Consider the following 22,664-nt stretch of genomic DNA (forward strand, 5'->3'; position numbering starts at 1 on the left):
AAGAAAGAGTGGTTGCGGAACGAGCGGACGTTATCCGAGGTCGATCTCCCGCGCCAGCGCGCGGGGCCGCTTTTCATCCGTCCGGTCGGGGGTGGGAAGACGGTACGGGCGGAATGGTCGCCCATCCCGCCCGTACCGCCGTGCGTTATATGAACGACCCTCACGGGTCGATGGAGGACCGCCCTCGTGGCGCGGTGGCCAGGACAATGAGACCACCCGCCACCAGCACCGTCGCGCCGATTCCGCCGATCCGCGCCGGCGGGTCCCGCGCACGGTGGCGACGGATACGAGGCGGGACGCTAGCGGCCGGCGATCATCTCCACCAGCCCTGACCGGGCAGCTCGGACGTCGTAGCGGCCGGGACCACCCGTACCGCCGAGGGCACCCGGGCGGGAGCACGAGCCCCGGTCAGCCGAACGGCCGGGGTACGACCAGCCTCAGTTGACCTCGACCAGCGGCAGGGACCGACCGGCACCGCCGCCGGGCAGAGCGATCGAGGAGAAGTGCGAGACCACCCGCTCGTCGGTCGGGTCGTCGGCCGGCGTGTGGTGCACGGCCAGACGGTTGTAGAGGGTGTCCCGCTGCGCCGGGATGCGGTCCGCCGAGCGGATCATGCCGATCAGCTCGTGCAGGTTGGAGCGGTGCCGGGCACCGGCGGAGGAGATGACGTTCTCCTCCAGCATGATCGAGCCGAGGTCGTCCACGCCCATGTGCAGCGCGAGCTGCCCGACGTCCTTGCCGGTCGTCAGCCAGGACGCCTGGAGGTGCGGCACGGTCTCGAAGAAGAGTCGGGCCACCGCGACGAGCCGCAGGTATTCCAGCGTGGTCGCCTGGGTGCGGCCCTTGAGGTGGTTGTTCTCCGGCTGGTACGTCCACGGGATGAAGGACCGGAAACCACGGGTGCGGTCCTGCACGTCGCGGATCATGCGCAGGTGCTCGATCCGCTCGGCGTGCGTCTCGCCGGTGCCCATCATCATGGTGGCGGTCGACTCGATGCCCTGCCGGTGGGCCAGCTCCATGACCTCCAGCCACCGCTCACCCGACTCCTTGAGGGGCGCGATGGCCTTGCGGGGCCGCTCGGGCAGCATCTCCGCACCGGCGCCGGCGATCGAGTCCAGGCCGGCGGTCTTGATCCGGGCGATGGCCTCGTCCAGGCTCACCCCGGAGACCTTGGCCATGTGCAGGATCTCGCTGGGGCCGATCGAGTGGATGACCAGCTGCGGGTACGCCTGCTTGACCGAGGAGAACAACTCCTCGTAGTACTCGACGCCGTAGTCCGGGTGGTGCCCGCCCTGGAGCATCACCTGGGTCGCGCCAAGCTCGACCGCCTCGCCGCACCGGCGAAGGATCTCCTCGGTCGGGTGGGTCCACCCTTCCTTGTGCTTGGGCGCCCGGTAGAAGGCGCAGAACTTGCACGCCGTCACGCAGACGTTGGTGTAGTTGATATTGCGGTCGATCAGGTAGGTGACGACGTTGTCCGGGTAGCGTCGCCGACGCACCGCGTCGGCCGCCTCGCCCAGCGCGTGGAAGGGCGCCTCGGTGTAGAGCAGCAGCGCCTCCTCGGGCGTGATCCGCCCGCCGTCCGCGCCGCGCTGCAGGATGTCGTCGATCTCCCGGCTCACCGTCACACCCCGAGCCTACGTCGGCCCACCCGGCTCGACCGCCTGGCCCCGGCGTCGTGCGGCATGTCCCACAGCCGGCAGCCGTCAGCTCCCGCGTACCTCGACGCGCACGCCGTAGGTGCTCCACAGCTCCTCGGCGAGCACCGGCCCCGCCCAGGCCGGCAGGTACGCCTCCCACCACGGCAGCTCGGTCCGCGCCGGGAACCGCTCCTCGGAGAGCACCGCCCGGAACCGCTCGTCCACCGCCCCGACCTGCTCCCGGAACCATCCCATCTGCGGGAAATCCCGCAACCGGTCGTCGGTCAGCGCGGTCTCGATCCTCTGCCGGACGCTCAGGTCGAACCAGTACTCGTCGAGCACGTCGTCGTAGCCCTCCTCACAGAACCCGACGAACTGCTCCCACCCCTCCACGAAACCGGTCGGACGCCGTCCCCCGGTGACCTCGGCGAACCTCTCGACGAACTGCCGGTCGTCGGTCATGCGTCGTAGTCCACCGTGAGCTTGTCGGTCGTCGGGCTGGACTGGCAGGTCAGGACGTAGCCGGCGGCCAGTTCGTCGGGCTCCAGCGCGTAGTTGCGGGCCATCGTGACCGCGCCGTCGACGACCTTCGCCTTGCAGGTCGAGCAGACGCCACCCTTGCAGGCGTACGGCAGCTCGCCGCGCACCTTCAGCGCGGCGTCCAGCACCCGCTCCTCGCGGCCCATCGTGAAGCTCGACGACCGGCCGTCCAGCACGATGGTGACCTCGGCCCCGGCACCCGGCTGGTCCACCGGACGGCGCACCGGCTCCGGCGGCGCGTCGACGTGGAACAACTCGGTGTGCACCGCGGCCTCGGGCAGCCCGCGCGCGGTCAGCACGTCGCGGACGTCGACCACCATGGCGTACGGGCCGCAGAGGAACCACTCCTCGATGGCGTCCCGCGGCACGATGGTGCCCAGCAACCGGGTCAACCGCTCGGCGTCGATCCGCCCGGAGAGCAGTGGTGACTCGCCCTGCTCGCGGGAGAGCACGTGCACCAGGTGCAGCCGGGTGGGATACCGGTCCTTCAGGTCGGCCAACTCCTCGGCGAACATCACCGTGTTCGCCGTGCGGTTGCCGTACACCAGGGTGAAGGTGCTGGCCGGCTCGACGGCCAGGGCGGTCGCGACCAGCGCGAGCACCGGCGTGATCCCCGAGCCGGCGACGACCGCGCCGTAGTGCCGCGCGCGGTCCGGCGTGAAGGCCGTGGTGAAGGTGCCCAGCGGCGGCAGCACCTCGACGGTGTCACCGCCGCGCAGGGCACCGCAGGCGAAGGCCGAGAACGCGCCTCCCGGGATCTCCCGCACCCCGATCCGGAGCCGGCCGTCCCGCGCAAGGTCGTCGGGGGTGGAGCAGATGGAGTACGACCGGCGCACGTCGGTGCCGTCGTCGGCCACCCGTCGCACGGTGAGGTGCTGACCCGCGCGGAACGCGAAGGTCTCCCGCAACTCCTCGGGCACGGCGAAGGTGACCGCCACGGAGTCGTCGGTGAGCCGGTCGACGGCGGCGACCGGTAGCGGGTGGAAGACCGGCCGGCGGCGGACCGGACGGGTGATCGTGACTGTCACAGCGCCTTCAGGTGGTCGAAGGGTTCGGCGCAGGAGCGGCAACGCCACAGCGCCTTGCACGCCGTGGAGCCGAAGCGGCTGACCTGCTCGGTTTCCGGGGAGCCGCAGAGCGGGCAGCGCACCGCGAGGGTCAGCGGCACCACGCCGGCGGTGGGCACCGGGGCCGGCGGGGCGATCCCGGCGGCGGCGAGCTTGGCCCGCCCGCCGTCGCTGATCCAGTCGGTGCTCCACGCCGGGCTGAAGACCGTGCGGACCTCGGCGTCCGGGTGACCGGCGACGGCCAGCGCGCGGCGGATGTCGGCCCGGATCACGTCCATCGCCGGGCAGCCGGTGTACGTCGGCGTGATGGTGACGGTGACCCGACCGCTGACCAGGTCCTCCTCGACCGCGCGGAGGATGCCCAGCTCGTCGATGGTGATCACCCGGATCTCCGGGTCCACGACGGCCGCGACAGCGTCCCGCGCGCTCACGGTTCCTCGTTCGTTCGCGACTGCGGGGCTCCGCTGCGCTGCACTCCTCGCGCTCACCACCTGGCTCCCGGGTGGGCGCGATGCAGGACCTGCATCTCGGCCAGCAGGTAGGACAGGTGCTCGGTGTGCACCCCGGCCCGCCCGCCGCCGGGCGCCCAGGCGCTCTCCGGTCGGGTGAGCGTCGCCTCGGTCAGCACCGGGCCGACGGTCTCGTCGAAGGCCGACCGGAGGGTGGCCGGGTCGACCGGCGCCGCCGGATCCGCCGCGAACAGCTCCTGCGTGTACGGCCAGACCTGGTCGACGGCCGCCTGCATCCGGCGGTGCGACTCCTCGGTGCCGTCGCCGAGCCGCTTCACCCACAGTGCACCGTGGTCCAGGTGGTACGCCGACTCCTTGCGCGCCTTGGCGCCGATCGCGGCCAGCCGCTCGTCGGCGCATCCGGCCAGCGCGGTGTACAGCGGCAGTTGGTACGCCGCCAGGAAGAACAGCTTCGCCATGGTCACCGCGAAGTCGCCGTTGGGCAGCTCGACCAGCAGGACGTTGCGGAACTCGCGGTCGTCACGCAGGTACGCCAACGCGTCCTCGTCCCGGCCGGCGCCCTCCAGCTCGCCCGCGTACGACAGCAGCAGGCGGGCCGCGCCGAGCTGGTCGAGGGCGATGTTGGTCAGCGCGATGTCCTCTTCCATCTCCGGCGCGCGACTGGTCCACTCGGCCAGCCGTTGCGCGGCGATCAGCGCGTCGTCGCCGAGGGCGAGGGTGAAGTCGAGGGGACCGTTCACAGGTGGGCCACCCCGTCCGGCACCTCGTAGAAGGTGGGATGGCGGTAGACCTTGTCGGCGGCCGGATCGAAGAAGGCGTCCTTCTCGTCCGGGCTGGAGGCGGTGATCGCACCGGCCGGCACCACCCAGATCGACACGCCCTCCTGCCGCCGCGTGTAGAGGTCGCGGGCGTTGCGCAGGGCCAGCTCGGCGTCGGGGGCGTGCAGGCTGCCGACGTGGGTGTGCGACAGCCCGCGCCGGGCACGCACGAAGACCTCCCACAGTGGCGTCTGCTCCCTGCTGGTTGACTCGCTCACGCCGCTACCTTCTCCTTCTGTTCCGCCCGCTTGGCGGCGTACGCCGCAGCGGCCTCGCGCACCCACGCGCCGTCGTTGTACGCGGCCCGCCGGTGTGCCATCCGCTCCCGGTTGCACGGCCCGTCGCCGGAGATCACCCGCATCAGCTCGTCGTAGTCCGGCTGGGTGTAGTCGTACGCCTGCCGCTCCTCGTTCCAGCGCAGGTCGTCATCCGGGATGCGCAAGCCGAGGATGTCCGCCTGCTGGACGCACATGTCCACGAAGCGCTGCCGCAGATCGTCGTTGGAGAAGCGCTTGATCTTCCAGGCCATCGACTGGGCGGAGTGCGTGGAGTTGCCGTCCGGCGGGCCGAACATGGCCAGCGACGGGTACCACCAGCGGTCCACCGCGTCCTGGGCCATGGCCTGCTGCGCGGGGGTGCCGTGCGCGAGGGTGTGCAGGATCTCGTAGCCCTGGCGCTGGTGGAACGACTCCTCCTTGCAGACCCGGATCATGGCCCGGGCGTACGGGCCGTAGGAGCAGCGGCACAGGGGCACCTGGTTGACGATCGCCGCGCCGTCGACCAGCCAGCCGATGGCACCCATGTCAGCCCAGGTCAACGTGGGGTAGTTGAAGATCGAGCTGTACTTCTGCCGCCCTTCGAGCAACAGCCGGACCAACTCGTCGCGGCTGACGCCGAGGGTCTCGGCGGCGGCGTAGAGATAGAGGCCGTGGCCCGCCTCGTCCTGCACCTTGGCCAGCAGGATCGCCTTGCGCTTGAGCGACGGCGCCCGGCTGATCCAGTTTCCCTCCGGCTGCATGCCGATGATCTCGGAGTGGGCGTGCTGGGCGATCTGCCGGATCAGCGTCTTGCGGTACGCCTCCGGCATCCAGTCGCGCGGCTCGATCTTCTGCTCCGCGCCGACCACCTCGTCGAAGTACGTCGCCAGGTCCTCGTCGGGTGCGGGGGCGCCGCGGCGCTGACGCGCGGCGGCGGCACGCAGCTCGGCCTCGGCCGCCTCGACCTCGCCGAGAAGGCCGCCGCCGGTTGCGTCGTCCGGGGCGGAGAAGTCGTTGCCATACATGAGGACAAGTGTTACAGCTTGCGCCCCGATGCACTAGGGGGTGTAACAGGAAACCCGAGTCACCTTCCGTCACGGTTTGGGCGGTTGCCACTCACGCAGAGCGACCGAGCTGACTATGACTTGGCTCACTGCACAAAGATGAATCCCCCTAGAAGCCGCATACCGTCTCGATATCCCGCCTTTATTGCACCTCGGCAGGTGTCGGGCTCTGGTGGTCGGCCCGTCCAGACGTAGACTTCTGCCGGTCACACGATCGGCTGCCCAGAATCGCCGTCTCCACAGAGGCCACCTCCCCCGGCCTCGGCGATCGCACCGGTCGCCCCGGACAACAAGCCGGTCCCCCCGGCCCTGACATCTGGAGCTCACCCAACTCATGCGATCCCGCGTGATCATGGTGTTCGCCGTCGTGGCGGTTCTGCTCGGTGGCGTCCTGCTGGTTCCCGCCGCGTACGCCCGGCTCGCCGGCGACGACAGCAGCGGAGGCGGCGGTGGCGGCGCCGGAAGTGTCGCCGCGCCCTCGCCCACCCCTCCGCCACCGCCCACGCTGGCGGCTGGCCCGGTGTCGGTGAATTTCAAGGGCGAGTTCTTCTCCTGGGCCCTGCTGGACCGGGAGACGGGCACGATCTCCGGGTCGCCGAACATGACCGCGACCAGCTCCACCGAGTCGATGATCAAGGCCTGGATCGTCTCCGACTACCTCCGGCAGCTCAAGGACAAGGAGCCGTCGGCCGCGCTGAAGGAGGCGGCCCGGCTCGCCATCATCGACAGCAACGACGGCGCAGCCAACAAGGTGCACGCCGCCGCGGGCGGCTCGTACAAGCCCTCGAAGAGCAGCACGCCCGACGCGGTGATCCAGCGGGCGATCAAGATCTGCGGGCTGACCGACACCAAGCGCGGCAACGTCGAGCCGTACACCGGCTATTGGAGCTTCACCCGGATGTCCCCGCGCGACGCGGCCCGGCTCGGCGACTGCATCGCCGACGGCAAGGCCGCCGGCCCGAAGTGGACCAAATGGGTGCTGGATCAGATGAGCAAGGTCAGGGGCACCACGGCGGCCAAGGACCAGAAGGCCACCTACGGCGGCGGCCGCTGGGGGATCATCAACGGCCTGCCGAAGTCGATCACCGCCCAGGGCCCGGTCAGCATGAAGAACGGCTGGACGCCGCTCAACTACGACGGCAACTGGCACGTCAACTGCCTCGCCGTCAACGGCAAGTGGAGCCTCGCGGTGATGCTGCGGTACTCGATCAAGTCCAGCCTGGACTACGGCGCCCAGGTCTGCGCCAGCGTGGCCACCCAACTCGTCACCCCGCAGCCCGGCGCCGCGCTCAAGGTGCCGCAGCAGCCGGCCGGGAAGCTCTGATGGCCGGCAACCGTCGGGCGGACCGGCGAGGCGGCGGTGAAGCATCCCCGCTGCGGCTGATCGCGATCGCGGTCATCCTGATCGGGCTGGTGCTGGTGTCCCTGCGCCTGATCCCGGGGTCGCCGTTCGAGTCGTCCGCCGCCGCCCGCTGGGGCGACTCGGGCACGACCAGTGACCGGTCCACCGGCACCCCCACCGACCGCAGCGCCCGCCAGCCGGCACCGAGCCCGAGCCCCAGCCCGTCGCTGGAGCCGCTGCCGTTCCAGGCCAAGGACCTCAACCTGGACATCGAGGGCTGGTACTCCTGGAGCGTGCTCGACCGCCGCACCGGGAAGATCATCGGCTCCAAGAACATGAACGAGACCAGCACCACCGCTTCGATGATCAAATCGTGGATCGTCGCCGACTATCTGCGTCGCGCCGCCGACGCCGGCGAGACGCCGAGCGACGCGAAGCTCGCCGACGCCACGCGCATCATCCGCGACAGCGACAACACCCGGGCCGAGCAGTTCTACAACTCGGTCGGCCGGGACGCCTCGATCCGGCGTCTGCTCTCCATGTGCAAGCTGACCGACAGCAGCGTCGCCCCGGACAAGGGCTGGAGCCGGACGGCGCTCTCCCCCCGGGACACCGCCCGGCTGGGCAACTGCATCGCCACCGGCACCGCCGCCGGGCCGAAGTGGACCACGTGGCTGCTCAACGAGATGAAGCTGGTCCGCGGCGCCGGTGACTTCGGCATCCGCAAGGCCTTCCCGGCCGCGGAGCAGAAGCAGATCGCCATCAAGAACGGGTGGATCGACCGGACCAGGGAGCAGGAGATGCACATCAACTGCCTGGCCATCGGCGACACCTGGACGATGGGCGTGATGGTCAAGTACCCGATCAACATGGGCTACGACTACGGCATGAAGAACTGCGAGAAGATCACCGAGGCACTGCTCCGCCCCGGAGCCTGACCTCGCCCTCCCGCCTCGGCTACCGGCTCACGGAGTAGACCGCGCCGGGCCGGCGGCTCAGCCGGCGAAGAACTCCGGGCCGCCGTCCGGCAGCTCCGGGACCTCGCCGAGCGCGGCGGCCCTCCGGGCGAACTCGCGCAGCCCGGCGACCTGCCGGTCGCCGAGGGAGAAGTCCAGGGTCCGGAAGTACGTGGCCAGCGTCTCGGCGTCGAACGTCTCCCACCGGGCCGCCGCCTCGGCGACCTGGTCCAGCTCCGCCAGGCAGAGGTCACGCGAGCGCAGGAACGCCTCGTGCACCTCCTTGACCAGCCCCGGATGCGCGGCGGCGAAGTCACGGCGGACCGCCCACACCGCGAAGACCATCGGCAGCCCGGTCCACTCGCGCCACGCCTGCCCGAGGTCGGTGACCGTGAGGCCCCGCTGGGGTGCCTCGTACAACGCCCGCAGAGCCACGTCCCCGATCAGCACCCCGGCCTCGGCCTCCAGCAGCATCTGGGTCAGGTCCGGCGGGCAGCGGAAGTAGTCGGGGTGGACGTCGTACTGCTCGGCGAGCAGCAACTGGGCCAGCATCACGCCGGTCCGCGAGGTCGAGCCGAGCGCCACCCGGGCGCCGTCCAGCTCGGCGAGGGGCTTCGTGGAGACGATGTTGACCGACAGCACCGGCCCGTCGCTGCCCACCGCCAGGTCCGGCAGGAGCAGCAGCTCGTCGGCGTGCTTCAGGTACTCCACGAGGGTGATCGGGCCGATGTCCAGGTCACCGGCGACCAGCGAGGCGCTCAACCGGTCCGGCGAATCCTTGTGCAGGTCGACGTCGAGCAGCGCTCCGGAGCGCATCAGACCCCAGTAGATCGGCAGGCAGTTCAGGAACTGGATGTGCCCGACCCGGGGACGTGCGACGCGCTCAGCCATGACCCGACCGTATCCCTGGCCTCCGGCTTCGGCTCGGCGGGCCGGCCCGGAGTGGCCAAGCCCGCATCCGCCTCGGCCGGCCGCCGTACGGCCCGGGCGACGACCGGCACGAAGACCAGCACCACCAGGAGCCCTGCCACGCCGGCGCCGGCGATCAGGGGCCGGGGCGGAGCGGCGGCGAGCAGCGCGCCGCCGAGCAGGAAGCCGGTCATCGAGCCGCCCTGCACCGCAGCGCCGTAGCTGGCGTACGCCCGGGCGCGCATCGCCTCCGGCACCCGACGAGCGGTGAGCAGGTTGGCGAAGACGTTCTCGCCGCCGTTGGCCGCGCCGCCCACCAGCCAGAGCGGCACCAGCAGGGCCGCCGTCGGCACCGTCGCGGCGAGCAGCACCATCAGGCTGCAACCGGCCAACGTGACCAGCACGCCACGGACCAGCGCGGCATCGTCGGTGAGCCGCCTGGCGAGCCGGGCGGCCAGCCAGCCACCGGGCAGCATCCCGGCCATCCAGGCGGCACTGACCAGCCCGTAGGTGGTCGGCGAGCCGTTCAGGGTCTCCCGGATGAAGAAGACCTCGATCACGTTGATTCCGCCGATCGCCGCGATCACCACCGCGGTACTGACCACCATGACGAGCATCAGCGGGTCCCGCCGCAGCCGCCAGCCCTTCGCCGTACCGCCTGGGTTGGCCGGGGTGGCCGTCGTGGCGGCACTCCGCCGACCACCGCGACGGGTCCGCAGCAGCAGGCCCGCGACCACCAGCGCCAGGTAGGTCGCGGCGTCGAGCAGCAGCGGTACGCGCGTGCCGAACTGCCCCACCAGCAGCCCGGCCAGCACCGGCCCGCCGAGCGCACCAAGGGAGACAGCCGTCTGGCTGATCGCGCTCGCCCGGGGCAGGTCCTCGCGGCGGACCATCGCCGGCAGCAGCGCCGCCAGGCAGGGCTGGGTCACCGCGAGCCCGCACGCGAGCAGCGTGACGAGCCCGACCACCAGGACCGGATGGTCGGCGAGGGCGAGCAGCGCGCAGATCGCCGCCTGCGCCAGCCCGACGGTGACCAGCAGGGTACGGCTGTCCACCCGGTCGGCGAGCCGGCCAGCCAGTGGGGCAAGCAGCACGAGAGGGAGGGTGGCGGCCAACAGCAGCCCCGACACGGCGAGCCCACCGGCGCCGGCACCCTGCAGGGCCAGCGCGAGCGCGGTGGCCGCGAGGAAGTCGCCGCAGATCGTGGTGCCCCGCGCGGTGGCGGCGAGCCAGACATCCGGCCAGCGCGACTCGACAGTTGTGAAGGACATACTTCGAAAATAATGCTTCACAACTGGTCGGCACAAGCCCCTACGGCAGCGGCACCACGTGGTACTGCACCGAGACGGCCCGCGACCCCGGCGGCGGATCGGCCCGACGGTGGCGCTGGCGGTAGGGCTCCAACACCGCCGACACCGCCTCGTTCACCCCGGCCATTTCCTCTGCGGTGAGCAGCAGCAGGGTGTCGCTGAACAGCGCCACGTCATACCACTCGGCCGGCTCCTCGCCGGCGCGCCGCAACCAGTCCCTGGTCCGTTCCATGTCCCGAACCGCGTGCGCCTCCACCAGCGCCTGCTCGGCCGCACGCGCGTCGGGACCGGCCTCGCGGCCCGCGTCGACCATCCAGTTGGAGCTGAACGTGCGCCACACCCGCTCGCGCGCGTCCCCCCGACTCGGCGCCTGCTCGATCAGGCCGAACTTCGCCAGCGCCCGCAGGTGGTAGCTGGTCGCGCTCGGCGACAGCCCGGCGATCTCCGCGCACTCGGTGGCGGTCCCGCCACCCTCGCGACTGCTCAGGTATTCCATGATCGCGATCCGGGCCGGATGGGCCAGCGCCCGCATCACCTGCGGGTCACTGATCGTCATCCGACGGGACTCGGGACGGGCCTCGGTCATGACCCCATGATCCCGGCCATCCGCGCGACCCGCCATCGCCCCCGCGTTCCACCGCGCTCGCCCCCTGGGCAGGCGCCCGGTCAGCTATCAACGCCCCGCCGCGACCTCTACCACCGGCGCTGCTGACACCGACGAACAGCAGTCCGACCGCGCCCGGGCCCAGGGTGGAGCGCGCCACCGCAGCGCCAAACGCACACCTCTCGGCGTTCCGCCCCTCCGTCGCTGCGCCACGCCGTCTCGATCGGGTGGTCGGGTCGGTAATTCGCTGGAAGGGCCGGGCTTGGAAGCGTAGGGTTGCAGGCCGCTTGACGGCCGAGGTGAGCTGCACCGGAACGGACGTCCCCGCGCCGGGCGGCCGGCCATCCGCCCCCGGACACGCGAGCGCGCAGCAGATGTGAACGATGGGACGTCAGCATGCACGCACTCGACCTCGAAACCGACCTCGACACCGATCTGACCGCCGAGCGCGCACACCTGGCCACCTCGCGGGAGGCACTACGACGGATGCGGGAGCGGGCCGAAGCCCTCTTCGCGACCGGCGATCAGGTGGCCGGTGACGCATACGCCGCGGAGACGCTCGGCCGCACCCTGGCCCGTCGGGTAGCTGAACTGGCCGACGACCCCACCACACCGCTCTTCTTCGGCCGCCTGGACTTCGGCGGGGACAACACGACCACCGAGGGCACCCCAGCATCGAACGCCGACACAACTTTCGGGTCAGACACGACCGACAGCATGGGCACGACCGACGCCGGCACCACCGCGGTCGGCGCGAGCAGCGGCAGCGATCACGCCGGGCGGCGCTATCACGTGGGTCGGCGGCATGTCACCGATGAGCGGGGCGAGCCGTTGGTGCTGGACTGGCGGGCGCCGGTCTCGCGGTCGTTCTACCGGGCCAGTGCGCGGGATCCGCAGGGGGTGGCGGTCCGGCGCCGGTTCGGGTTCAGCAACGGGGTGCTGACCAGCTTCGAGGACGAGCGGCTGGACCGGGGCGAGGAGCTGGGTACGACGAGCCGGATCCTCACCGCCGAGATCGAGCGGCCGCGCGTGGGGCCGATGCGGGACATCGTCGCCACCATCCAGCCGGAGCAGGACGAGCTGGTCCGGGCGGACCTGGCCGACTCGATCTGCGTGCAGGGCGCGCCGGGCACCGGGAAGACGGCCGTCGGTCTGCACCGGGCCGCGTACCTGCTGTACCTGCACCGGGAGCGGTTGCGGCGGGCCGGTGTGCTGATCGTCGGGCCGAACCGGGCGTTCCTGTCGTACATCGCGGCGGTGCTGCCGGCGCTGGGTGAGGTCGAGGTCGAGCAGGCGACGGTGGAGGAGCTGATCTCCCGGGTGCCGGTGCGGGCGGTCGAGCCGTCCGCGGTGGCCGCGCTCAAGCACGACGTACGGATGGCCAGCGTGCTGCAGCGCGCGGTGCGGGCACAGATCGGTACGCCGACGGAGCCGATCACCGTGTCGGACGGGTCGTTCCGGTGGCGGATCGGGGTGGACCCGCTGTACCGGATCGTCGAGGAGACCCGCCGGGAAGGGCTGCCCTACGGCACCGGCAGGGAGCGGGTCCGGGCTCGGGTGGTGAGCCTGTTGCAGCGGCAGGCCGAGGCGCGTCGGGCGGAATCGCCCGGCGACGCGTGGTTGCGCCGGATGGGCCGGTGCCGACCGGTGGTCGACTTCCTGGACGCGGTCTGGCCGGCGCTCACCCCCGAAGGGCTGGTGTACGGCCTGCTCGCCGACCCGGCCCGGCTCGCCGCCGCGGCCGACGGGCTGCTCAGCGACGCCGAGCAGGCGCTGCTGGTGTGGGCGAAGCCGGCCCGTACCGCGAAGGCGACCCGCTGGACCGCCGCCGACGCGGTGCTGGTCGACGAGGCGGCCGGGCTGCTGGAACGGCCTTCGGGTTTCGGGCACGTGGTGGTCGACGAGGCGCAGGACCTCTCCCCGATGCAGTGCCGGGCCATCGCCCGGCGCAGCGAGCACGGCTCCGTCACCCTCCTCGGGGACCTCGCCCAGGGCACCGCGCCGTGGGCGGCGACCGACTGGCGGGAGTCCCTGCTCCACCTGGGCAAACCGGACGCCGTGGTGGTCCCGCTGACGATCGGCTTCCGGGTGCCCGCCGCGGTGGTCGCGTTCGCCAACCAGCTGCTGCCGGCGCTCGCGGTGGACGTACCGCCGGCCGAGTCGCTGCGCCACGACGGCGGCCTGGACGTGCGTACCGTGACCGACCTGACGGCGGCGACGGTGGCCGAGGTGCGGGCGGCGCTCGCGCACGACGGCTCGGTCGGCGTGATCGCGGCGGACGACGCGGTCGACGGGCTGCGCGCGGCGCTGGCGGCCGTCGGCGTCCCGACCGCGACCGCCGACGACGTCGCCACCCTGGCGCGGGTCACGGTGGTGCCCGCGACGCTGGTCAAGGGCCTGGAGTACGACCACGTGGTGGTGGTCGAGCCGGCCGCGATCGTCGCGGCCGAGCCGCGCGGGCTGCACCGGTTGTACGTGGTGCTCACCCGTGCGGTGTCGCGGCTCGCGGTGCTGCACCACGAGCCGCTGCCCGCGCCGCTCCTGACCGCGTCAGCGGCCGGTCAGAGCTGAGGCGATCTCGCGCAGTGGCTGGCCGGACTCGGCGAGCGGCACCGTGAAGGCCAGCCAGGAGCCGTCGGTGAACTCGATCCGGAGGCGCTTCGGGTTGAGCCGGTGCCAGCCCACGCGGGCGTCGGACACCGTCGCCCGGGGCGCCGACCAGACGATCCGGGTCTCGGCCACCGCCCGCTGGTCATCGGCCGCGCTCGACCAGAGCTTCACCGGCCCGGACGCGCAGACCAGCAGCCGCCGGTCGGTGACGGCGAGGACCGTGTCGGTGAGCGTGGTCGCCGGGGGTACGGGCCGCCGGGCGTGCTGGAGGGTGGAGGCGGACGAGCCCGGGGTGCCCCGGCCGGCCACCCCGTGGGTGATCCGGTCGACGAGCCGGTCCCCCGCCGGGAAGGAGATCAGCGGCGAGATCAGGTTGAGCAGTGCCCCGGAGACACGGCCGCCACCACCGGTGCCGGAGGCTCCCGGCTGCTCCGCTGCCGGCGGATCAGGTGGCAGGACGCCGTGGGCGACCTCCGTCTTCGCGACGGCGAGCACCTGCTCCCCCGGGTCGACGAGCTGGGTCAGTCGTTCCTGGTAGCTGATGTCCGCCATCGGCTCAGTACCGGTCCTGGCGGTCGCCGGCGGGTCGGGCGGCGCCCGGAGCGTCGCCGATCACCTCGCCCACCAGTTCACGTACCCGGGTGGCGGCCGCCTCCTGGGCGCGGCTGGCGGCGGCGGTGAACTCCTCGGCCAGGGTGAACGAGTCGAGGCGCATCGCCCGAGCGTTGATCTCGGACGAGACGATCGTGCCGTCCGCCGCGGCGGTGACCCGGACCAGGCCGGAGTCGCTGACACCCTCGGCGCTGCTCTGTTCGAGCTCGGTCATCTTGCTGGCCAGTTCGCGTTGCCAGCCGTCCAGGTTGCGGGCCAGCGCCTCGATGCGGTCCAGACCGGGAAAGGTCATGGCGGTCCCTCTCAGGTCAGGATGGAGTCGAAGACATTCTGCACGCCCTTGGTGTACGGGCCCAGATCCTCGCGGTACGTGCCGTCCACCAGGTAGTTGCGGTCCTTCGTGCCGTCGGAGATGTCGTGCATCCCGACGCCGGTGTCCAGGAGTGCCCCACCGAGGCCGGGGACGTTGACCGGGGACACGTGGTTGATCACGAACTTGCCCGGGAAGAGCGTCTTGAACTTCTCGATCTGGAACGCCCTGGCCTCGGCCGTCCACCCCGACTTGTTCCACGCCCGGTACGCCTTCTTCGCCTTGCGGATCTCCAGCACCGCGCGGCGGTACTTCATCAGCAGTTCGGCGACCTTCTGCATCTTGGTGGCCAGCTTCGTCAGGATCTCGGCGAACCGAGCGACGATCTTGACCATGCGGCCGACGGTGGTGGCCAGCTTGGCCAGCACCCGGACGACCGTCGCCGCGAGGGAGATGCCGGCGCTGAGCGCCGCCGCGACCGCCGCGATGATCACCTCGGTGAGGAACCAGAGCAGGAACTCGAGGATCAGCTCGACCAGCAGGTTGAACGCGTCGACGGCCGCGTTGGCCGCGTCGACCAGCACCTCCTTCGTGCCGTCCAACCCGCGGGCCAGCTCCTCGATCGCCTCCTCCACCGACTCCATCGAGGCGTGGAAGCTCTCGGCGGCGTCGCCCGACCAGGCACCTCGAAGGCGGGCCCGGTGCGAGATCTGCTCACCGGCGATCTCGCGGACCGCCTCGCCGGTGGTCAGGCAGAGCTGGGCGGCCTTCATCAGGTCGTCCGGCTCGCCCGCGACCAGTTCGAGCAACTGCTCGAAGGGCCAGAGCACCGCGTTGGACAGTGGCTTGAACGGGTCGGGGGTGCCCGACACGATCTGCTCGAAGTAGGTCTTGTTGCGCTGCAACGCCTCGGTGCTCACGCCGGCACCTGCCCGTTCGGGCCGCCGCCGCTGCTCGACCAGGGACCGGGCGCGATGACGTCGGGAGCGGGCGGGCGGCCTGGCACGAACATGTCGGTGTTGGCCACGTCGGTGCCGGTGTAGGCGCCGGCGGTGTCCTCGAGCCCTTCGGCGATGTCCGCCATCACCTCGGCACCGTCGGCCAGCCCCTGCAGGCACGCCTCGAACTGCTCGGCGTACGTCGCCGCGAGGCTGAAGGACGCCGGCATCACACCGAACGCGTGCCGGGGCACGTGCCCGTCGCCAAATGAACGGTGCAGCTCGCGAAAGCGGGCCGCCCGGTCGGTGGAGGCCTTGGCGAATGCCGTCAGGGCCTCCGGCTGGACCTCCAGCTCGTTGCTCGGGCTCGACACGGACCCTCCCCTGTGTCCTGTGCGGCAGGTCAGCCGCCGCAGCTCCCCACCATAGGCACTTCGCGATGCCGCCGGTATCCCCGGGCGACGGCGTCGGGGCCACGCGGGCTTGACTTTGTGTTTTAAAGTTCTTTGCGTGAACCTTGACGACGATCCGCCTCCCGCCGACGCCGCAGCGGCGCTCCAGCTGATCCGGGAGCAGCAGGTGGCGGCGACACGCGAGCTCCAGCCGGACGCCCGACTGCTCTACTGGCCCTGGGGCGTCGCCTGGCTGGTCGGTTTCGGGCTGTTCTTCCTGCGCTTCGCACCCGACGGCCGGGTGCTGGTCCGGCTGCCGGAATGGCTGCCGTTGACCGTCCTCTTCGTCCTGCTCGTCATCGCCGCAGCCATCCAGGCGGTCGCCGGCAGGCGTGCGTACGGACAGGTCAGCGGAGACTCCGCCCAACGCGGGCGCTGGTACGGCTGCTCCTGGGCCCTGGGTTCGGTGAGCGTCTACGCGGGGCTCGGCCGGGTCGTCGAGCACCTGCCACACGACCAGGCGGCGCTGCTCTGGTCGGCGACCGCCGTGGGTCTGACCGCCGCGCTGCACATGGCCGGCGGCGCCATCTGGCTGAACCGGGACCTGTTCCGGCTGGGCGTCTGGATCAGTGTGATCAACGTGGCCGGCACGTTCGCCGGGCCGGGTTGGCACGCGCTGGTGATCGCGGTGGCCGGCGGCGGCGGGATTCTGGTCGCCGGCGCGATCAGTTGGCTACGACAGCGGCACCCGTCGTGACGGAGCTGGATCCGGTGATCCACGCGCAGGCCCGGCTGCGGGTGGTCGCCACCCTCTCCACCCTCGGCGACGGCGACCGGATCGCCTTTCCACGGTTGCAGGAGCTGCTCGCGATGACCGCCGGCAACCTCTCCGTGCACCTGCGCAAGCTCGAGGACGCCGGCTACGTCGAGGTCAGCAAGACCCACCGTGGACGCACCCCGGCCACCCTCATCCGGCTCAGCAGGCGGGGCCGGCTCGCGTTCGAGGAGTACACGGAGGCGATACGCACCCTGCTCGACCCCACCCCGTCGAAGGAGCAGTCATGACCCTCGCCCGCGCCGACCAGGCCAGCCGCCGGTACGGCGACGTCCTCGCCCTCGACCGCGTCGACCTCGAAGTCCGGGCCGGTGAGCTGGTCGGCCTGCTCGGCCCGAACGGCGCCGGCAAGAGCACCCTCATGAACCTGCTGGTCGGTCTGCGTCGACCCAGTTCCGGGCGGGTCGAGCTGTTCGGCGGCGACCCCCGCGACCCGGCGTCCCGGCGACAGATCGGGGTCACCCCGCAGGAGACCGGCCTGCCGGGCACGCTGCGCGTCGGCGAGGTCGTCGAATTCGTCTCCGCGCACTACCCGGACCCGGTGCCCCGGGGCGAGTTGCTCGACCGCTTCGGTCTGGGCGACCTGGCCCGGCGGCAGACCGGCGGTCTCTCCGGCGGGCAGCGCCGGCGGCTGGCGGTGGCGCTGGCGTTCGTGGGCCGACCCCGGCTGGTGCTGCTCGACGAACCGACCACCGGCCTGGACGTGGCCGCCCGGCGCACCCTCTGGGACGCGATCCGGGCCTTCCACGAGGACGGCGGAACGGTCCTGTTGAGCAGCCACTACCTGGAGGAGGTGGAGGCCCTGGCCCGCCGGGTGGTGGTCATCGGGCACGGTCGGGTGCTCGCCGACGACACGGTGGGCGCGGTGCGGGACATCGTCGGCGTACGGCGGGTCAGCCTCGTCGCCGACGTGCTGCCCGAGCTGCCGGGGGTGGTCCGCACCGAACGGATCGACGGTCGGCTGCACCTGCTCACCACGGACGCCGACCAGCTGGTCCGGGCGCTGGTCACCGCCGGGACCACCTTCGCCGACCTGGAGGTCCGGCCCACCTCGCTGGAGGAGGCGTTCCTCGCGATCACCGCCGGGGAGCAGCCCGCCACCGGGGAGCAGCCCGCCACCGCCGCTGCCGGCGGCCCACCCACCACCGCCGCTGCCGGCGGCCGAACCAGCCCCGCCTGAGGAGGCGACCACCGTGCAGCTCACCCTGGTCCACGCCCGCTACCAGCTCCTGGAGATCATCCGGATTCCGGTGGCCGTCTTCGGCAGCGCCTTCTTCCCAGCCGCCGCCATGATCTTCTTCGTGGTGCCGTTCGCCGGCCAGGACCCGGCCGGCGCCACCTTCGCCACCGCGTCGATGGTCACCTTCTCGGTGATGAGCGCCAACATCTTCCAGTACGGCGTCGGCGTCGCCGAGGACCGCGACCAGCCGTGGAATCCGTACACCCGGACCCTGCCGGCCGGGCCGGCGCCCCGGTTCGCCGGCCGGGTGCTGGCCGGCCTGGCGCTGACGTACCTCTCGCTGATCCCGGTCGTCGTGATCGGCGCGACGCTGACCGCGGCCCGGATCACCCCGGCGGCGATCCTGCTGACCATCGGCACCGTGGCCGTCATCTCGGTGCCGTTCACGCTCATGGGGCTCGCCATCGGCTACTCGCTGCCGAGCAAGGCGGCGATCGTCGTGGCGCAGGTCGTCTTCCTGCCGCTCGCGTTCGGCGGGGGCCTGCTCTCCGCGCCGGGTGACGCACCAGGGTTCATCGAGACGATCGCGCCGTTCCTGCCCACCCGGGGCGCCGCCGAGCTCATGTGGGCGGCGGTCGGCGACTACCGCGTCCAGCCGCTGGCGCTGATCATGCTCGGTGTCTGGGTGGTGCTGCTCGCCGCGCTCGCCGGCTGGGCGTACCGCCGGGACGAGGGTCGCCGGTTCAGCTGACGATTCGTCCGTTTCCGCCCCGGGCCGCGGCGGGACGGTGCCAGGATCGGCAGGGGGCCGTGGTGGCCGCCCCGGGCCGAGAGGGGTCTTCACCGTGAGCACCGTCCCGCCGGGTACGCCCTGCTGGGCCGACCTGGCCACCCCGGACCTGGCCGACGCCCGGCGCTTCTACCCGGAGCTGTTCGGCTGGACCGGCCGGGTGACACCGGAGCAGGAGGCGGGCGGCTACACCGTCTTCCTGCTCGACGGGCGGCCGGTGGCCGGCGCCGGGCCGCCGGCGATCCCGGACCAGGTGCCGATCTGGTCCACGTACCTCGCCACGGACGACGCGGAGCTGGTCGCCGGGCGGGTCGAACGGGCCGGCGGGCAGGTCGTCGTGCCGCCGTTCGAGGTCTTCGACCGGGGCCGGATGGCGGTCTTCGCCGACCCGGCGGGCGCCACGTTCAGCGTCTGGCAACCGCAGGCGATGCCCGGCGCCGAGGTGTTCAACGTGCCGGGCGCCATGAGCTGGAACGAGCTGGTCACCCCGGACCCGGAGGGCGCGAAGGTCTTCTACGAGCTGGTGTTCGGTTGGCAGCCGGACGACCAGGCGGTCGGCGGGATGACGTACACCGGGTGGCGGCTCGGAGCGCGGATCGTCGCCGGGATGATGCCGCCGTTCGCCGACGACTTCCCGGCCGACCTGCCGGCGTACTGGACGGTGTACTTCGCGGTGGCCGACGCGGACGCCGCCGCGGCGCGCGCCGCCGAGCTGGGCGGGACGATCCTGGTCCCGCCCCGCGACAACCCCGCCGGGCGGTTCGCCGCCCTGCGCGACCCCCAGGGCGCCCTCTTCTCCGTCATCGACCTCGGCCCGGACGGCGACTGACCGCCCGCTCAGCGTGGGCGGACAGGGACCACGAGGGGACCGTGGGCGCCGTCGACCACGCGGACGCTGGCCCGGTAGTGGGTGGCGAGAAGATGCTCGGTCAGCACCTCGCGCGGCGTCCCGGAGGCCACCACCCGGCCAGCGGCGAGCATCACCATCCGGTCGGCGTACTCGCCGGCCACGGAGAGGTCGTGCATCGTGGCGAGCACGGTCAGGCCGTGCTCGCGGCGCAACTGGTCGACCAGCTCCAGCACCTCCTGCTGGTGACCGATGTCCAGCGCACTGGTCGGCTCGTCGAGCAGCAGCAGCGTCGCGCCCTGGGCCAGCGCCCGGGCGAGGAAGACCCGCTGCCGCTCGCCTCCGGAGAGGGTCGCCAGCTCCCGGCGGTGGAAGCCGGTGAGATCCAACCGGTCGAGCACCTCGTCGACGGCGTCCACGTCGGCCGCCGACTCCCGGCCCAGCGGCGGGATGTACGGGGTGCGGCCCAGCAGCACGTAGTCGAGCACCGACATGCCGGGCGGCACCACCGGGGACTGCGCCACCGTGGCCACCACCCGGGCGCGGTCCCGGCGGCGCAGCGCGGCGCTCGGCGTACCGAACAGGGTGATCGCCCCCGGCGCGGGCAGCAGCCCGCCGACGGCGCGCAGCAGGGTCGACTTCCCGGCGCCGTTCGGGCCGATCACGGTGACCCACTCGCCAGCGGCGACGGTGAGGTCGACGCCGGCGAGGATCGGCGTGCGGTCCAGGCTGACGTGCAGGTCCCGGACCTCGACCGCCGGCACGCCCGGGGCGGCATCGGGGCCGATGGCGGGCTGCCGGCTCACGTGAGCACCCGCCGGGCGGTACGCAGCACGAGCACGAAGAACGGGCCGCCGAGCAGAGCGGTGACCACCCCGATCGGGATCTCGGCCGGGGCGGCGGCCGTGCGGGCCACCACGTCGGTCAGCGCCAGGAACGCGCCGCCGAACAGCAGCGACAGCGGCAGGATCACCCGGTAGCTCGCCCCGGCGAGCAGCCGGACGGTGTGCGGCACGATGATGCCGACGAAGCCGATCAGACCGGTCGCGGAGACCGCCGCGGCGGTGCCCAGCGAGGCGGCGGCGATCAGCAGGTAGCGGGAGCGCTGCGGGTGCAGGCCGAGGCTCCTCGCCTCGTCGTCACCGACCGCGAGGACGTCCAGCTCGCGGCGGTGCAGCAGCACCACCACGGTGGTCAGCACGGCGTACGGCAGCACCAGCAGAACGTCGTGCCAACCGGCGGTGGCCAGCCGACCGAGCAGCCAGGAGTAGACCGGCTGGATGCTGTCGGAGTGCCGTTGCAGCAGGTAGGTCTGCCCGGCGGAGAGGAACGCGGAGACCGCCACGCCGGCCAGGATCAGCATGGCCGGTGACCGGCTCCGCCCGCCGGCACCACCGAGCAGGTAGGTCATCGTCACGGCGAGCAGCGAGCCGGCGAACGCGGCCAGCGGGATGGTCATCGGCAGGCCGGTGATCGAACCCTCCCGCCCGACGCCGCCGAGGGAGATCACCGCGGTGACCGCGAGGCCCGCGCCGGCGGCGACGCCCAGCAGGTACGGGTCGGCCAGCGGGTTGCGGAACACGCCCTGGTAGCAGCCGCCGGCCAAGGCGAGGAGACCGCCGACGAGCAGGCCCAGCACCACCCGGGGCAGCCGCAGCTCGGTGACGATGGCGATCTCCCGCTCGGTCAGCCCGCTGTCCAGGCGCACCCCGGGGATCAGGTTGAGCAGCTCGGCGGCGACGCTGCCCGGCGGCAGGCTGACCGGGCCGAACGACACCCCGGCGACCAGCGCGACGAGCACCGCGAAGATGCCGGCGACCAGCCAGCGTTTGCGCAGGCCGGCCGGCCGGGCTCCGGACGGCGACCCGGCGGGCCGGGACGGTGGTGGCGTCCCGGCCGGCCGGGTGGGTGGTGCCGTGGCGTCCACCGGTGGTGCCTCGCTCACGGACGGACGAGGGTCACGCGGGCACCTTGGCCACCGCGTCGATGATGACCCGGAGCAGGTCCACGACCCGGGGGCCCCAGCGGGAGGCGACATCGTCGTCCAGCGCGACGATCTGGCTGTTCTTCACCGCGGTCAGCCCGGCCCAGCCGCTGCGGGCCTTGACCGAGTCGGCGTTCTGCTGGCAGCACTTGGAGTCGGCCAGGAAGACGAAGTCCGGGTCGGCCTTGACGATGAACTCCTGGGACAGCTGCGGGTAGCCGCCGTTCTTGCTGTCGGCGTCGGCCGGGTCGGCGATGTTGGTGAGACCGACGAGGCTGTAGAGCGAGCCGATGAACGTCTTGCTGGTCGCGCTGTACAGCTCGGGGCCCAGCTCGTGGTAGTAGGTGAGCTTCTCGGTGCGCTGCGGCAGGTCCTTGACCAGCTTGGCGATGTCGTCCTTCATCCGCCCGGTGACGTCGGCGGCCTGGTCGGCGTGGCCGGTCAGGGAGCCCAGGTCGGTGATCTGCCGGTACGTGTCGTCCAACGTGGTCGCCGCCGGGGTCAGGTAGACCGGGATCTTCAGCTTGCCGAGCTGGTCGACGATCTTGTTTCGGTCGTCGGAGAGCACCACCAGGTCGGGGCTCTTGCCGGCGATCGCCTCCGCGTTCGGCTGGAAGCCGGAGAGGTCGCTCTTGGGCGCCTCGGCCGGGTAGTTGGAGTTGTCGTCGACCGCGGTCACCTGCGGGCCGGCACCGATGGCGAAGAGCATCTCGGTGGCGCTGGCCGACAGCGAGACGATCTTCTCGGGGCGCTTGTCGAGCGTGAGCGAGCCGACCGTGACGGGGTAGCTGGCGGTCGCGGAGCTGGCGCCGGCGGCCGGCTGGTCTGCGGTCTTCTCGGCGCACGCGCCGAGGGCGAGCGCGGCGACCGCGAGGGTCGCGGCGAAGAGCCGGGGGGTACGTCCGGACATGTGTCCTCCTGTCGGTCGAGGAGTGTGGTGCTTCGCCGACAGGGACTTTCGTACGCCCGCCCACGAGGCGCCCTTCCTCGAGAGCGCGTATCGCGACCGTTCCGCAGGCGACCTGGCTAATCCCCGTCGCGCAGGACGGGGCATCACAGTTGCGGGACAGCGCCGGTTTCACACCGGCTTCGCTGCGGATTGGTCGTTAAGACGGTAGCGCACCGCTGGGACCAGCCTCGTTGATCTAGAACATATCGCCGTGAGCCGATATCGCGTCACGACGATATG

General features: G+C 72.0%; 25 protein-coding genes and 1 riboswitch. Of the genes, 8 read left to right on the forward strand and 17 right to left on the reverse strand.

The features are described 5' to 3' along the window. Nucleotides 1-437: 437 nt before the first annotated feature. The 7 genes from mqnC to paaA form a co-directional block, all read right to left on the reverse strand. The gene (mqnC, locus tag M8C17_RS10475) at nt 438-1,628 is read right to left on the reverse strand and encodes a cyclic dehypoxanthinyl futalosine synthase (protein WP_252416203.1); all 1,191 of its coding nucleotides are present in this window, start codon (nt 1,626-1,628) and stop codon (nt 438-440) included. A 78-nt stretch (nt 1,629-1,706) separates the two neighbouring features. Continuing rightward, nucleotides 1,707-2,102 (reverse strand): hypothetical protein, encoded by a 396-nt coding sequence (locus M8C17_RS10480; protein ID WP_252416204.1) that lies wholly within the window; start codon nt 2,100-2,102, stop codon nt 1,707-1,709. Next, nucleotides 2,099-3,208 carry a 1,2-phenylacetyl-CoA epoxidase subunit PaaE gene (paaE, locus tag M8C17_RS10485; RefSeq protein ID WP_252416205.1) on the reverse strand — a complete coding sequence of 370 codons (1,110 nt, stop codon included), beginning with the start codon at nt 3,206-3,208 and terminating at the stop codon, nt 2,099-2,101. The genes M8C17_RS10480 and paaE overlap by 4 nt, the downstream gene beginning before the upstream one ends. Next, nucleotides 3,205-3,678 carry a 1,2-phenylacetyl-CoA epoxidase subunit PaaD gene (gene paaD / locus M8C17_RS10490; protein WP_252416206.1) on the reverse strand — a complete coding sequence of 158 codons (474 nt, stop codon included), beginning with the start codon at nt 3,676-3,678 and terminating at the stop codon, nt 3,205-3,207. The genes paaE and paaD overlap by 4 nt, the downstream gene beginning before the upstream one ends. Before the next feature lie 53 nt (nt 3,679-3,731). Next, on the reverse strand, nt 3,732-4,457 hold the full coding sequence (gene paaC / locus M8C17_RS10495; RefSeq protein WP_252416207.1) for a 1,2-phenylacetyl-CoA epoxidase subunit PaaC: 726 nt from the start codon (nt 4,455-4,457) through the stop codon (nt 3,732-3,734). Continuing rightward, on the reverse strand, nt 4,454-4,753 hold the full coding sequence (paaB, locus tag M8C17_RS10500; RefSeq protein ID WP_252416208.1) for a 1,2-phenylacetyl-CoA epoxidase subunit PaaB: 300 nt from the start codon (nt 4,751-4,753) through the stop codon (nt 4,454-4,456). The genes paaC and paaB overlap by 4 nt, the downstream gene beginning before the upstream one ends. Continuing rightward, entirely contained in the window at nt 4,750-5,817 is a 1,068-nt protein-coding gene (paaA, locus tag M8C17_RS10505) for a 1,2-phenylacetyl-CoA epoxidase subunit PaaA (protein ID WP_252416209.1), read from the reverse strand. The genes paaB and paaA overlap by 4 nt, the downstream gene beginning before the upstream one ends. Nucleotides 5,818-6,190: 373 nt before the next feature. On the opposite strand from paaA, the gene M8C17_RS10510 reads away from it, so the two are divergent. Both M8C17_RS10510 and M8C17_RS10515 read left to right on the forward strand, forming a co-directional pair. Then, nucleotides 6,191-7,180, forward strand: a complete 990-nt coding sequence (locus M8C17_RS10510) for a hypothetical protein (RefSeq protein WP_252416210.1) — start codon at nt 6,191-6,193, stop codon at nt 7,178-7,180. Next, nucleotides 7,180-8,136, forward strand: a complete 957-nt coding sequence (locus tag M8C17_RS10515) for a class A beta-lactamase-related serine hydrolase (RefSeq protein ID WP_252416211.1) — start codon at nt 7,180-7,182, stop codon at nt 8,134-8,136. Before M8C17_RS10510 ends, M8C17_RS10515 begins: the two co-directional genes overlap by 1 nt. 57 nt (nt 8,137-8,193) lie before the next feature. Here M8C17_RS10515 and M8C17_RS10520 read toward each other — a convergent pair whose 3' ends face one another. Genes M8C17_RS10520 through M8C17_RS10530 form a run of 3 tightly spaced genes read right to left on the reverse strand, consistent with a single transcriptional unit; the run spans nt 8,194 to nt 10,959 of the window. Further along, the gene (locus M8C17_RS10520) at nt 8,194-9,045 is read right to left on the reverse strand and encodes a menaquinone biosynthetic enzyme MqnA/MqnD family protein (protein WP_252416212.1); all 852 of its coding nucleotides are present in this window, start codon (nt 9,043-9,045) and stop codon (nt 8,194-8,196) included. Then, nucleotides 8,997-10,334, reverse strand: coding sequence for an MFS transporter (locus M8C17_RS10525; protein ID WP_252416213.1), 1,338 nt, complete (start codon nt 10,332-10,334; stop codon nt 8,997-8,999). The genes M8C17_RS10520 and M8C17_RS10525 overlap by 49 nt, the downstream gene beginning before the upstream one ends. A 40-nt stretch (nt 10,335-10,374) precedes the next feature. Further along, nucleotides 10,375-10,959: a winged helix-turn-helix domain-containing protein gene (locus M8C17_RS10530; RefSeq protein WP_252416214.1), complete on the reverse strand. Its 585-nt coding sequence runs from the start codon at nt 10,957-10,959 to the stop codon at nt 10,375-10,377. A gap of 414 nt (nt 10,960-11,373) precedes the next feature. On the opposite strand from M8C17_RS10530, the gene M8C17_RS10535 reads away from it, so the two are divergent. Beyond that, nucleotides 11,374-13,548, forward strand: coding sequence for an AAA family ATPase (locus tag M8C17_RS10535; RefSeq protein WP_252416215.1), 2,175 nt, complete (start codon nt 11,374-11,376; stop codon nt 13,546-13,548). On the opposite strand, the gene M8C17_RS10540 is transcribed toward M8C17_RS10535, so the two are convergent. From M8C17_RS10540 to M8C17_RS10555, 4 genes are read right to left on the reverse strand one after another with little or no spacing between them, the layout of a single operon-like run. Next, nucleotides 13,528-14,139, reverse strand: coding sequence for a hypothetical protein (locus tag M8C17_RS10540; protein WP_252416216.1), 612 nt, complete (start codon nt 14,137-14,139; stop codon nt 13,528-13,530). The genes M8C17_RS10535 and M8C17_RS10540 overlap by 21 nt on opposite strands. 4 nt (nt 14,140-14,143) lie before the next feature. Beyond that, nucleotides 14,144-14,491, reverse strand: a complete 348-nt coding sequence (locus M8C17_RS10545; protein WP_252416217.1) for a YbaB/EbfC family nucleoid-associated protein — start codon at nt 14,489-14,491, stop codon at nt 14,144-14,146. A gap of 11 nt (nt 14,492-14,502) precedes the next feature. Next, on the reverse strand, nt 14,503-15,429 hold the full coding sequence (locus M8C17_RS10550; protein ID WP_252416218.1) for a WXG100 family type VII secretion target: 927 nt from the start codon (nt 15,427-15,429) through the stop codon (nt 14,503-14,505). After that, entirely contained in the window at nt 15,426-15,821 is a 396-nt protein-coding gene (locus M8C17_RS10555; RefSeq protein WP_252416219.1) for a type VII secretion target, read from the reverse strand. The genes M8C17_RS10550 and M8C17_RS10555 overlap by 4 nt, the downstream gene beginning before the upstream one ends. Nucleotides 15,822-15,957: 136 nt before the next feature. Here M8C17_RS10555 and M8C17_RS10560 point away from each other — a divergent pair, with 136 nt between their 5' ends. The 5 genes from M8C17_RS10560 (at nt 15,958) to M8C17_RS10580 (ending at nt 19,473) form a co-directional block, all read left to right on the forward strand. Beyond that, on the forward strand, nt 15,958-16,596 hold the full coding sequence (locus tag M8C17_RS10560) for a transporter (protein WP_252416220.1): 639 nt from the start codon (nt 15,958-15,960) through the stop codon (nt 16,594-16,596). After that, complete coding sequence (locus M8C17_RS10565; protein ID WP_252416221.1) at nt 16,593-16,904, forward strand: transcriptional regulator; 312 nt, start codon at nt 16,593-16,595, stop codon at nt 16,902-16,904. The genes M8C17_RS10560 and M8C17_RS10565 overlap by 4 nt, the downstream gene beginning before the upstream one ends. Next, a complete protein-coding gene (locus M8C17_RS10570; protein WP_252416222.1) occupies nt 16,901-17,854 on the forward strand; it encodes an ABC transporter ATP-binding protein in 954 nt (317 codons plus the stop codon). The genes M8C17_RS10565 and M8C17_RS10570 overlap by 4 nt, the downstream gene beginning before the upstream one ends. Before the next feature lie 13 nt (nt 17,855-17,867). After that, nucleotides 17,868-18,605 carry an ABC transporter permease gene (locus M8C17_RS10575; RefSeq protein ID WP_252416223.1) on the forward strand — a complete coding sequence of 246 codons (738 nt, stop codon included), beginning with the start codon at nt 17,868-17,870 and terminating at the stop codon, nt 18,603-18,605. 94 nt (nt 18,606-18,699) lie between these two features. Then, complete coding sequence (locus M8C17_RS10580; protein ID WP_252416224.1) at nt 18,700-19,473, forward strand: VOC family protein; 774 nt, start codon at nt 18,700-18,702, stop codon at nt 19,471-19,473. 8 nt (nt 19,474-19,481) lie between these two features. Here M8C17_RS10580 and M8C17_RS10585 read toward each other — a convergent pair whose 3' ends face one another. The 3 genes from M8C17_RS10585 to M8C17_RS10595 form a co-directional block, all read right to left on the reverse strand. Beyond that, on the reverse strand, nt 19,482-20,255 hold the full coding sequence (locus M8C17_RS10585; protein ID WP_252416349.1) for an ABC transporter ATP-binding protein: 774 nt from the start codon (nt 20,253-20,255) through the stop codon (nt 19,482-19,484). Between the two features lie 38 nt (nt 20,256-20,293). Continuing rightward, nucleotides 20,294-21,328, reverse strand: coding sequence for an iron ABC transporter permease (locus tag M8C17_RS10590; protein WP_252416350.1), 1,035 nt, complete (start codon nt 21,326-21,328; stop codon nt 20,294-20,296). Nucleotides 21,329-21,449: 121 nt separating this feature from the next. Continuing rightward, nucleotides 21,450-22,385 carry an ABC transporter substrate-binding protein gene (locus M8C17_RS10595; protein WP_252416225.1) on the reverse strand — a complete coding sequence of 312 codons (936 nt, stop codon included), beginning with the start codon at nt 22,383-22,385 and terminating at the stop codon, nt 21,450-21,452. Nucleotides 22,386-22,469: 84 nt separating this feature from the next. After that, nucleotides 22,470-22,607: riboswitch (cobalamin riboswitch) on the reverse strand. Nucleotides 22,608-22,664 lie beyond the last annotated feature (57 nt).

This window comes from Micromonospora sp. RHAY321 (assembly GCF_023896955.1).
In the GTDB taxonomy this organism is placed as follows: Bacteria; Actinomycetota; Actinomycetes; order Mycobacteriales; family Micromonosporaceae; genus Micromonospora.

Coding starts and splice junctions, on each gene's coding strand:
- M8C17_RS10545 (WP_252416217.1), bottom strand. CDS start 14,491: ATGACCTTTCCCGGTCTGGACCGCATCGAGGCGCTGGCCCGCAACCTG.
- M8C17_RS10525 (WP_252416213.1), bottom strand. CDS start 10,334: ATGTCCTTCACAACTGTCGAGTCGCGCTGGCCGGATGTCTGGCTCGCC.
- M8C17_RS10510 (WP_252416210.1), top strand. CDS start 6,191: ATGCGATCCCGCGTGATCATGGTGTTCGCCGTCGTGGCGGTTCTGCTC.
- M8C17_RS10535 (WP_252416215.1), top strand. CDS start 11,374: ATGCACGCACTCGACCTCGAAACCGACCTCGACACCGATCTGACCGCC.
- M8C17_RS10520 (WP_252416212.1), bottom strand. CDS start 9,045: ATGGCTGAGCGCGTCGCACGTCCCCGGGTCGGGCACATCCAGTTCCTG.
- M8C17_RS10480 (WP_252416204.1), bottom strand. CDS start 2,102: ATGACCGACGACCGGCAGTTCGTCGAGAGGTTCGCCGAGGTCACCGGG.
- M8C17_RS10540 (WP_252416216.1), bottom strand. CDS start 14,139: ATGGCGGACATCAGCTACCAGGAACGACTGACCCAGCTCGTCGACCCG.
- M8C17_RS10595 (WP_252416225.1), bottom strand. CDS start 22,385: ATGTCCGGACGTACCCCCCGGCTCTTCGCCGCGACCCTCGCGGTCGCC.
- paaA (WP_252416209.1), bottom strand. CDS start 5,817: ATGTATGGCAACGACTTCTCCGCCCCGGACGACGCAACCGGCGGCGGC.
- M8C17_RS10570 (WP_252416222.1), top strand. CDS start 16,901: ATGACCCTCGCCCGCGCCGACCAGGCCAGCCGCCGGTACGGCGACGTC.
- M8C17_RS10515 (WP_252416211.1), top strand. CDS start 7,180: ATGGCCGGCAACCGTCGGGCGGACCGGCGAGGCGGCGGTGAAGCATCC.
- M8C17_RS10530 (WP_252416214.1), bottom strand. CDS start 10,959: ATGACCGAGGCCCGTCCCGAGTCCCGTCGGATGACGATCAGTGACCCG.